7 protein-coding genes and 1 pseudogene are annotated in these 7,813 nt (G+C 70.7%); 1 reads left to right on the forward strand and 7 read right to left on the reverse strand.

Annotated elements, in window-relative coordinates:
* Positions 1-87 precede the first annotated feature (87 nt).
* The 3 genes from AB0C29_RS23535 to AB0C29_RS23545 all read right to left on the reverse strand — a co-directional run bounded on the left by AB0C29_RS23535 (position 88) and on the right by AB0C29_RS23545 (position 2,839).
* Entirely contained in the window at positions 88-492 is a 405-nt protein-coding gene (locus AB0C29_RS23535; RefSeq protein WP_360823720.1) for a thioesterase family protein, read from the reverse strand.
* 32 nt (positions 493-524) lie between these two features.
* A complete protein-coding gene (gene ettA / locus AB0C29_RS23540; protein ID WP_360823723.1) occupies positions 525-2,201 on the reverse strand; it encodes an energy-dependent translational throttle protein EttA in 1,677 nt (558 codons plus the stop codon).
* Between the two features lie 119 nt (positions 2,202-2,320).
* Complete coding sequence (locus AB0C29_RS23545; protein ID WP_360823726.1) at positions 2,321-2,839, reverse strand: hypothetical protein; 519 nt, start codon at positions 2,837-2,839, stop codon at positions 2,321-2,323.
* 129 nt (positions 2,840-2,968) lie between these two features.
* On the opposite strand from AB0C29_RS23545, the gene AB0C29_RS23550 reads away from it, so the two are divergent.
* The gene (locus AB0C29_RS23550; RefSeq protein ID WP_360823729.1) at positions 2,969-4,396 is read left to right on the forward strand and encodes a trehalose-6-phosphate synthase; all 1,428 of its coding nucleotides are present in this window, start codon (positions 2,969-2,971) and stop codon (positions 4,394-4,396) included.
* Positions 4,397-4,409: 13 nt separating this feature from the next.
* Here AB0C29_RS23550 and AB0C29_RS23555 read toward each other — a convergent pair whose 3' ends face one another.
* The 4 genes and pseudogenes from AB0C29_RS23555 to AB0C29_RS23570 form a co-directional block, all read right to left on the reverse strand.
* A complete protein-coding gene (locus AB0C29_RS23555) occupies positions 4,410-4,784 on the reverse strand; it encodes a VOC family protein (RefSeq protein WP_360823732.1) in 375 nt (124 codons plus the stop codon).
* A gap of 28 nt (positions 4,785-4,812) precedes the next feature.
* Positions 4,813-5,997, reverse strand: coding sequence for a uroporphyrinogen-III C-methyltransferase (gene cobA, locus AB0C29_RS23560; RefSeq protein ID WP_360823738.1), 1,185 nt, complete (start codon positions 5,995-5,997; stop codon positions 4,813-4,815).
* Between the two features lie 11 nt (positions 5,998-6,008).
* Positions 6,009-7,061, reverse strand: coding sequence for a nicotinate-nucleotide--dimethylbenzimidazole phosphoribosyltransferase (gene cobT / locus AB0C29_RS23565; protein ID WP_360823735.1), 1,053 nt, complete (start codon positions 7,059-7,061; stop codon positions 6,009-6,011).
* Positions 7,058-7,714, reverse strand: a pseudogene (locus AB0C29_RS23570) (aminotransferase class I/II-fold pyridoxal phosphate-dependent enzyme); the annotation flags it as partial. The gene cobT and the pseudogene AB0C29_RS23570, both read right to left, overlap by 4 nt.
* Between the last annotated feature and the right edge of the window lie 99 nt (positions 7,715-7,813).

The raw sequence follows: 7,813 nt of genomic DNA on the forward strand, positions 1-7,813 counted from the left end.
GGACCAGCACGTTGCGGTCCAGCCGGGTCAGCCGGGCCAGGAAAGCCCCCGCGTCCGCGACGCCGGCGATGCCGTGGGCGGCCATCCTCAATTCTCCAGGTACGGCGTGAGGAAATCCCGCTCGGCGCCGGTCAGCCGGCGCGGGAACTGCTCGGCCAGGTTGAACGGCACACAGACCGACTTCGCCCGGCTGGCCAGCACGTCCTCGTCGAACAACTCGTAGCTCACGGTGAAGCTGGCCGCCCGCAGCTCGGAGATCCACAGCTCGATCCGGACCGCCTCGCCGTAGTCGACCGGGCGCAGATAGTCGACCTCGTGCCGGGAGATGACGATCCCGTCCTCGAACGACGTCAGGCCCTTGGCCCGGGCGCCGACGAAGAACATGGCAACGCGCGCCTCCTCGTACAGGGTGAGGAAGCGCGCGTTGTTGACGTGGCCGTACGCGTCCATGTCGGACCAGCGCACGGCCGCGTCGTAGACGAACCTAGTCACGGTTTGTCCTGGGTTTTCCGCCGCGGGCTAGCTCAGTCACGCGTCAGCTTGCGGTAGGTCACCCGGTGCGGGCGGGCAGCGTCGGCGCCGAGACGGTCGATCTTGTTCTTCTCGTACGCGTCGTAGTTGCCCTCGAACCAGAACCACTTGTCCGGGTCCTCGTCGGTGCCCTCCCACGCCAGCATGTGGGTGGTGATCCGGTCCAGGAACATCCGGTCGTGGGAGATGACCACGGCGCAGCCCGGGAACTCCAGCAGCGCGTTCTCCAGGCTGGACAGCGTCTCCACGTCCAGGTCGTTCGTCGGCTCGTCGAGCAGCAGCACGTTGCCGCCGATCTTCAGGGTCATCGCCAGGTTGAGCCGGTTGCGCTCGCCACCGGACAGGACCTTGACCGGCTTCTGCTGGTCCGGCCCCTTGAAACCGAACGCGGCGACGTAGGCGCGGGACGGCATCTCGACCTTGCCGACCATCATGTGGTCCAGCCCGTCGGACACGACCTCCCACACCGTCTTGGACCCGTCGAGGCCGGAACGGCTCTGGTCCACGTACGACAGCTTGACGGTCTCGCCGACCCGGACCTGGCCCTCGTCCGGCTGCTCGAGCCCGACGATGGTCTTGAACAGCGTGGTCTTGCCGACGCCGTTCGGGCCGATGATGCCGACAATGCCGTTGCGCGGCAGCGAGAACGACAGGTGATCGATGAGCACCCGGTCGTCGAAGCCCTTGACCAGGTCCTTGGTCTCGATCACCGTGTTGCCCAGACGCGGGCCCGGCGGGATCTGGATCTCCTCGAAGTCGAGCTTGCGGGTCTTCTCGGCCTCGTTGGCCATCTCCTCGTAGCGGTCGAGGCGGGCCTTGGACTTGGTCTGCCGGGCCTTGGCGTTGGAGCGCACCCACTCGAGCTCGTTCTCGAGGCGCTTCTGCAGCTTCTGGTCCTTGCGGCCCTGCAGCTTGAGGCGGGCGGCCTTCTTGTCGAGGTACGTCGAGTAGTTGCCCTCGTACGGGAACGCGCGGCCGCGGTCCAGCTCGAGGATCCAGGTCGCGACGTTGTCCAGGAAGTACCGGTCGTGCGTGATGGCGATGACGGTACCGGCGTACTTGGCGAGGTGCTGCTCCAGCCACTGCACGCTCTCGGCGTCCAGGTGGTTGGTGGGCTCGTCGAGCAGCAGCAGGTCGGGCGCCTCGAGCAGCAGCTTGCACAGCGCGACGCGGCGGCGCTCACCACCGGAGAGCTGGGTGACGTCGGCGTCCGGCGACGGGCACCGCAGGGCGTCCATGGCCAGCTCGAGCTGCGAGTCGACGTCCCACGCGTTGGAGTGGTCGAGCTCCTCCTGGAGCTTGCCCATCTCCTCCATCAGCTCGTCGGTGTAGTCGGTGGCCATCTGCTCGGCGATCTTGTTGAACCGCTCGAGCTTGGCCTTGGTCTCCGCGACCGCCTCCTCGATGTTGCCGAGGACGGTCTTGGCTTCGTTGAGCGGGGGCTCCTGGGCGAGCATGCCGACGGAGTAGCCCGGCATGAGCCGCGCCTCGCCGTTGCTCACGGTGTCGACACCGGCCATGATCTTCAACAGGCTGGACTTACCGGCGCCGTTGGGGCCGACCACACCGATCTTGACGCCGGGCAGGAAGTTGAGCGTCACATCGTCGAGCACGACCTTGTCGCCGTGCGCCTTGCGCGCCTTTTCCAGGACGTAGATGAACTGGGCCACGGTGCGGCCTACCTCCGAGATCGTGATTTCCGGTTGCCGGAACGAAAGACCAATCTTTCCAGGTCGCCACCGGCCACCTACAACAACCCCGACCACGCCGCCCGGATTCCCCGCTCAGCTCAGTCGGTCGTGACCTTGTACGTCTTCTTCTCCCCCTTGCGGACGACCTCCAGCCGCTCCGAGTTCACGTCGAAGGTGTTGCCGTCCGCCGCCCTGGCGAAATAGCCGTCGCCCCGCGGCTCCACGTTCTCCAGGAACAGAGCGGTCTCCCCCTCGATCCACTTACCCTCGGCCCCGCCGCGGTTGGCCTGGTAGAACAGCCGGTCCGTGTCGTCCCGGCAGATCCACACCGTCGTGCCGGTCTCCAGCGTCCGCACCTGCAGGACCTTGGTCAGCCGCACCTCTTCACGGAGGACCCGGCGGGCGGTGTCATGCATCTCGCGCGGGCAGTCCCCAGGTGAGACCGTCGCTTCAGTGGGTACATACGGCGTCTGGTCGCCGGTCTGCTGCGGCGTCTCGTGGCGGGATCCGAGAACCAGGCCCGCCGACATCCCGATGATGCTGAGCAGCACGGTGGCAATGACCACAGGGAAGAACAGCGGCCGGCGCGGCGGGGGAAGATCAACGGACTGGCTCACCGGCCCAGAATGGCACCTTCCCGCCAGAGGCGGTGCCGCGCGGCCGGACCATAGCGGGGCCAGCCCCGAGCAGCTACGCACAGTAGGCTCAGGGCTGGGAACCCAGCACGACCCGGAGGTGCACTCAGCGTGGCCGAACGAAGTTCCTTTGTTGTCGTCGCCAACCGCCTGCCCGTCGACGAAGTCATGGTCGACGGCGAGCGGCAATGGCGCCCGAGCCCCGGCGGACTCGTCACCGCCCTGCATCCGGTGCTCACCCAGCAACAGGGCACCTGGATCGGCTGGGCCGGCGGGGACGGGGAGGCGCCCGAGCCGTTCGAGCTCGAAGGCATCAAGATCCACCCGGTGCCGCTGAGCGCCGAGGAGCTCGAGCGCTACTACGAGGGCCAGTCGAACGCCACCATCTGGCCGCTCTACCACGACGCCGTCGAGACACCGGTCTACAAACGGCGCTGGCGCGAGGCGTACAGGCTGGTCAACCAGCGGTTCGCGCAGGCCGCGGCGGACGTCGCCGAGCAGGGCGCGACCGTCTGGGTGCAGGACTACCAGCTCCAGCTGGTCCCCGCGATGCTCCGCGAGATGCGTCCCGACCTGCGGATCGGCTTCTTCCTGCACATCCCGTTCCCGCCCATCGAGCTGTTCATGCAGATGCCGTTCCGGGCCGAGATCCTGCGCGGGCTGCTCGGCGCCGACCTGGTCGGCTTCCAGCAGCGGCTCGCGGCGCAGAACTTCGTCCGGCTGGCCCGGCACCTGCTGGGCCTGCGCTACGAGGGCCAGTCGATCCAGGTCGACGGCCGCAAGGTCAAGGCCGGGGCGTTCCCGATCAGCATCGACACCGCCGACATGGAACGGATGGCGGCGGACCCGGCCGTGCAGGCCCGGGCCAAGCAGATCCGCGCCGAGCTCGGTGACCCCGAGACCGTGATCCTCGGCGTCGACCGGCTCGACTACACCAAGGGCATCGAGCTGCGCCTCAAGGCGTTCCGCGAGCTGCTGGCCGACGGCAAGCTCAAGGTGCCGGAGGCGGTCATGGTGCAGGTCGCCACGCCGAGCCGGGAGCGCGTCGAGCACTACCAGACGCTGCGGGTCAAGGTGGAGCGCGAGGTCGGCCGGATCAACGGCGAGTTCGGCCGGGTCGGCATGCCGGCGGTGCACTACCTGCACCAGTCGTACAGCAAGCAGGAGCTGGCGGCGCTCTACGTCGCGGCCGACGTCATGATGGTGACGCCGCTGCGCGACGGCATGAACCTGGTCGCCAAGGAGTACGTCGCCTGCCGGGCCAACGGCGGCGGCGCGCTGGTGCTCAGCGAGTTCGCCGGGGCGGCGACCGAGCTGCGCCAGGCGTTCCTGTGCAACCCGCACGACCCCGACGGGGTCAAGGACGCGCTGCTGCGCGCGGTCGGCGCGGAGCCGGCCGAGCTCAAGCGCCGGATGCGGGTCATGCAGCGGCACCTGCGGACCCACGACGTCGCCGAGTGGGCCCGCACGTTCCTCAACGAGCTCGGCGTGCCGGACACCGACGCCAAGCCGGACCAGTCAGAGGACCGGACCAGCTAAAGGACCGGACCAGCTAGAGAAACAGGCAGAAGGGATGACCGTCCGGGTCGAGGTAGACCCGGACGTCGTCCTGCGGCTGGAAGTCCGCCCTGGTCGCCCCGGCCTTCTCGGCGTGGGCGCAGGCGGCTTCCAGGTCCTCCACCTCGATGTCGAGATGCACGCTCATCTGCTGATCGTCGGGGCCGGCCGGCCAGACCGGGCGCACGTACGCCGACTCGGTCTGGAAGGACAGCCCCGGCCCGCCGTTGGGCGCGCCCAGCTTGACCCAGCCGGGCTCGTCCTGGACGACGCTCCAGCCGAGCAGCCGCTGATAGAACGCGGCGAGTTCCTGTGCGTCCGGGGCATCGAGCACGATCCCGGACAATGTCATGTGCGGTCGCTCACTCATGTCTGACCGTTACCCATCGCTCACGCGGCTATCCCCGTTCCAGGACCGCGACCACGTCGCCGACCACCACAACGGCGGGCGGCTTGATTCCCGCCTCGGCAGCGGCCGCGGCCACCTCGCCGAGGGTGCTGCGCAGCACGCGCTGGGCGTCTGTCGAACCTTCCTGCACGACGGCGGCCGGCGTCTGCGGGGCCCGGCCCTCGGCGACGAGCCGGGCGGCGATCTTCGGCAGGTTCTTCAGGCCCATCAGCACCACCAGCGTGCCGCGGAGCTGGGCCAGAGCGGCCCAGTCGACCAGCGACTCGGGGCTGTCCGGCGGCACGTGCCCGGAGACCACGGTGAACTCGTGGGCCACACCGCGGTGCGTGACCGGGATGCCGGCCAGCGCCGGAGCGGCGATCGAGCTGGTCACCCCGGGGACGACCAGCACCGGTACGCCGGCCTCCGCGCAAGCCACGACCTCCTCGCCCCCGCGGCCGAAGACGAACGGGTCACCGCCCTTGAGCCGTACCACGAAAGCACCGGCTCTGGCCCGCTCGACGATGACCCGGTTGATCTCCTCCTGGGCCACCGAGGCCCCGTACGGGATCTTGGCCGCGTCGACCAGCTCCACGTCGGGCCGCAGCTCGTCCAGCAGCATGCCGGGCACGAGCCGGTCGGCCACCACCACGTCGGCGCGGGCCAGCAGGCGGCGCCCCTTGACGGTGATCAGCTCCGGGTCGCCGGGTCCGCTGCCGACGAGCGCCACCTGGCCGCGCAACGGCTCCTGCCGCCGCTGCGGGGTCTCCTCCAGAGCGGCAGCTATCAGGTCCCGGACGGCCCGGGCGCGCTTACGGTCGCCGCTGTCGGTGACTGCCACGGTGACCTCGTCGTGCCGGGTCACTGCCGGGGTCCAGGCGGTCGCGGCGTCGCGGTCGTCCGCGCGTACGCAGAAGACGCCCCGTTCCTCGGCGGCCACGCTCACCTCGGCGGCGGCCGCCGGGTCGTCGATGGCCACCTGCACCAGCCAGGCGCCGTCCACGTCCGACGCGACGAACCGCCGCTCCTGCCAGGTCAGCCGGCCCGCCGCCACGTACGCGTGCAGCGCCGGGGTCAGCGCGGGTGACACCAGGTCGACCCGGGCGCCGGCGGCGAGCAGAGCCGGCATCCGCCGGGTCGCCACCGCGCCGCCCCCGACGACCAGCACCCGCCGGCCGTCGAGCTTGAGCGCCATGGGATAGAGGTTCACTTCTCCGACACTCCCGCCGAGTCGAAGGTGGCCACGTCGTGCAGGACCCGGACCGCGCCGGCGACGATCGGCAGGGCCAGCGCGGCGCCGGTGCCCTCGCCCAGTCGCATACCCAGATCGAGCAGCGGGGTGAGGCCGAGCTGGGCCAGCGCGACGGTGGCGCCGGGCTCGACCGAGCGGTGTCCGGCCACCATCGCGGCGACGGCGTCCGGGGCGAACGCGGCGGCGACCACGGCAGCCGAGCAGGCGATGACCCCGTCCACGATCACCGGCACCCGGCGCTCGGCCGCACCGAGGATGAAGCCGGCCAGCGCGGCGTGCTCCAGACCGCCGAGGGCGGCCAGGGTGGCCAGCGGCTGCCGCGGGTCGGGGGCGTGGGTGGCCAGCGCACCGGCGATCACGGCGATCTTGCGGGCGTGGGTCTCGTCGTCGATGCCGGTGCCCCGGCCGGTCACCGCGGCCGCGTCGGCACCGGTGAAGGCGGCCACCAGGGCCGCCGCCGGAGTCGTGTTGGCGATTCCCATGTCGCCGGTGAGCAGACACTTCGCGCCGCCGTCGACCAAAGCGCCGGCCACCGAGATGCCGACCTCCAGCGCCGCCCGGGCCTCGTCGACGGTCATCGCCGGCTCCACGGCGAGGTCGCGGGTGCCCCGGCGGATGTTCGCATCGAGCAGGGTGTCCCCGCCGTGCAGCGGGATCTTGACGCCGACGTCCACGACCATCAGCGAGGCGCCGACCTGGCGGGCGAACGCGTTGATCACCGCACCGCCGGCCACGAAGTTGGCCACCATCTGGGCGGTGACCTCCTGCGGCCACGGCGAGACGCCCTGGGCGTGCACGCCGTGGTCCCCGGCGAAGACGGCGATCGCGGCGGGCTCCGGCAGCGGCGGCGGGCAGGTGCCGGCCAGTCCGGCCAGGCGGACGGACAACTCCTCGAGGACGCCCAGCGAGCCGGCCGGCTTGGTCAGCCGGGACTGCAGGTCACGGGCGGCGGCCATGGCCGGCTCATCGGCGGGGCCGATCGCGGCGAGGGTCGTCTCCAGGGTCACTGTCGCTCCTTCAGCACATCTGTCAGGGTCGCAACAAACGCGTCCGTGGTGGCAGTGTCGCGCACCGCGATCCGGAGCCAATCGGCGCCCAGCCCCGGGAAGGTGTCGCCCCGGCGTACCGCGTACCCCCGTTTGCGCAGCTCAAGACGCACCTGGTCGGCGCCCGGGAAGCGGACCGTGACAAAGGCACTGGCCGGCCGTCCGGCGACAGTGACGTCCGGCACGCCGGTCAGGCGTTCCACCAGGTGGTCACGTTCGGCGGCCAGCTCGGCGGCGATCCGCCGTTCCGCGGCCACCGCGACCGGGCTCGCGCAGGCAGTGGCCGCGGCCAGCGCCGGGGTGGAGACCGCCCAGAGCGGCTGCGCGGTGGCCAGCCGGGCCAGCAGTTCGGCCGGGCCGAGCGCGTAGCCGATCCGCAGGCCGGCGAGTCCCCAGGTCTTGGTCAGGCTGCGCAGCACGAGCAGGCCCGGCAGGTCGCGGCGGCCGGCCAGCGACTCGGGCTCACCACCCACCCCGGGCCGGTACGTGGTGTCCGCGAAAGCCTCGTCCACGACCAGCACCCGCCCGGGCCGGGCCAGCGCGGCCACGTCGGCGGACGGATGAAGCACGGAGGTCGGGTTGGTGGGGTTGCCGACGAAGACCAGGTCCGCGTCGGCGGAATCGACGCAACTCGCAGCCTACGGTAATGTCGCCTCCGTGGCCAACGACATCCTCGAGGGAAACCCCCGTATCGGGATACCTCGCCAGACCGT

It is taken from the genome of Actinoplanes sp. NPDC048791 (genome assembly GCF_040650095.1).
Taxonomy (GTDB): Bacteria; Actinomycetota; Actinomycetes; order Mycobacteriales; family Micromonosporaceae; genus Actinoplanes.

Bases quoted from the DNA above. Each gene is read 5' to 3' on its own strand.
- AB0C29_RS23555 (WP_360823732.1), bottom strand. From the start codon at position 4,784: ATGAGTGAGCGACCGCACATGACATTGTCCGGGATCGTGCTCGATGCC.
- cobA (WP_360823738.1), bottom strand. From the start codon at position 5,997: ATGGCGCTCAAGCTCGACGGCCGGCGGGTGCTGGTCGTCGGGGGCGGC.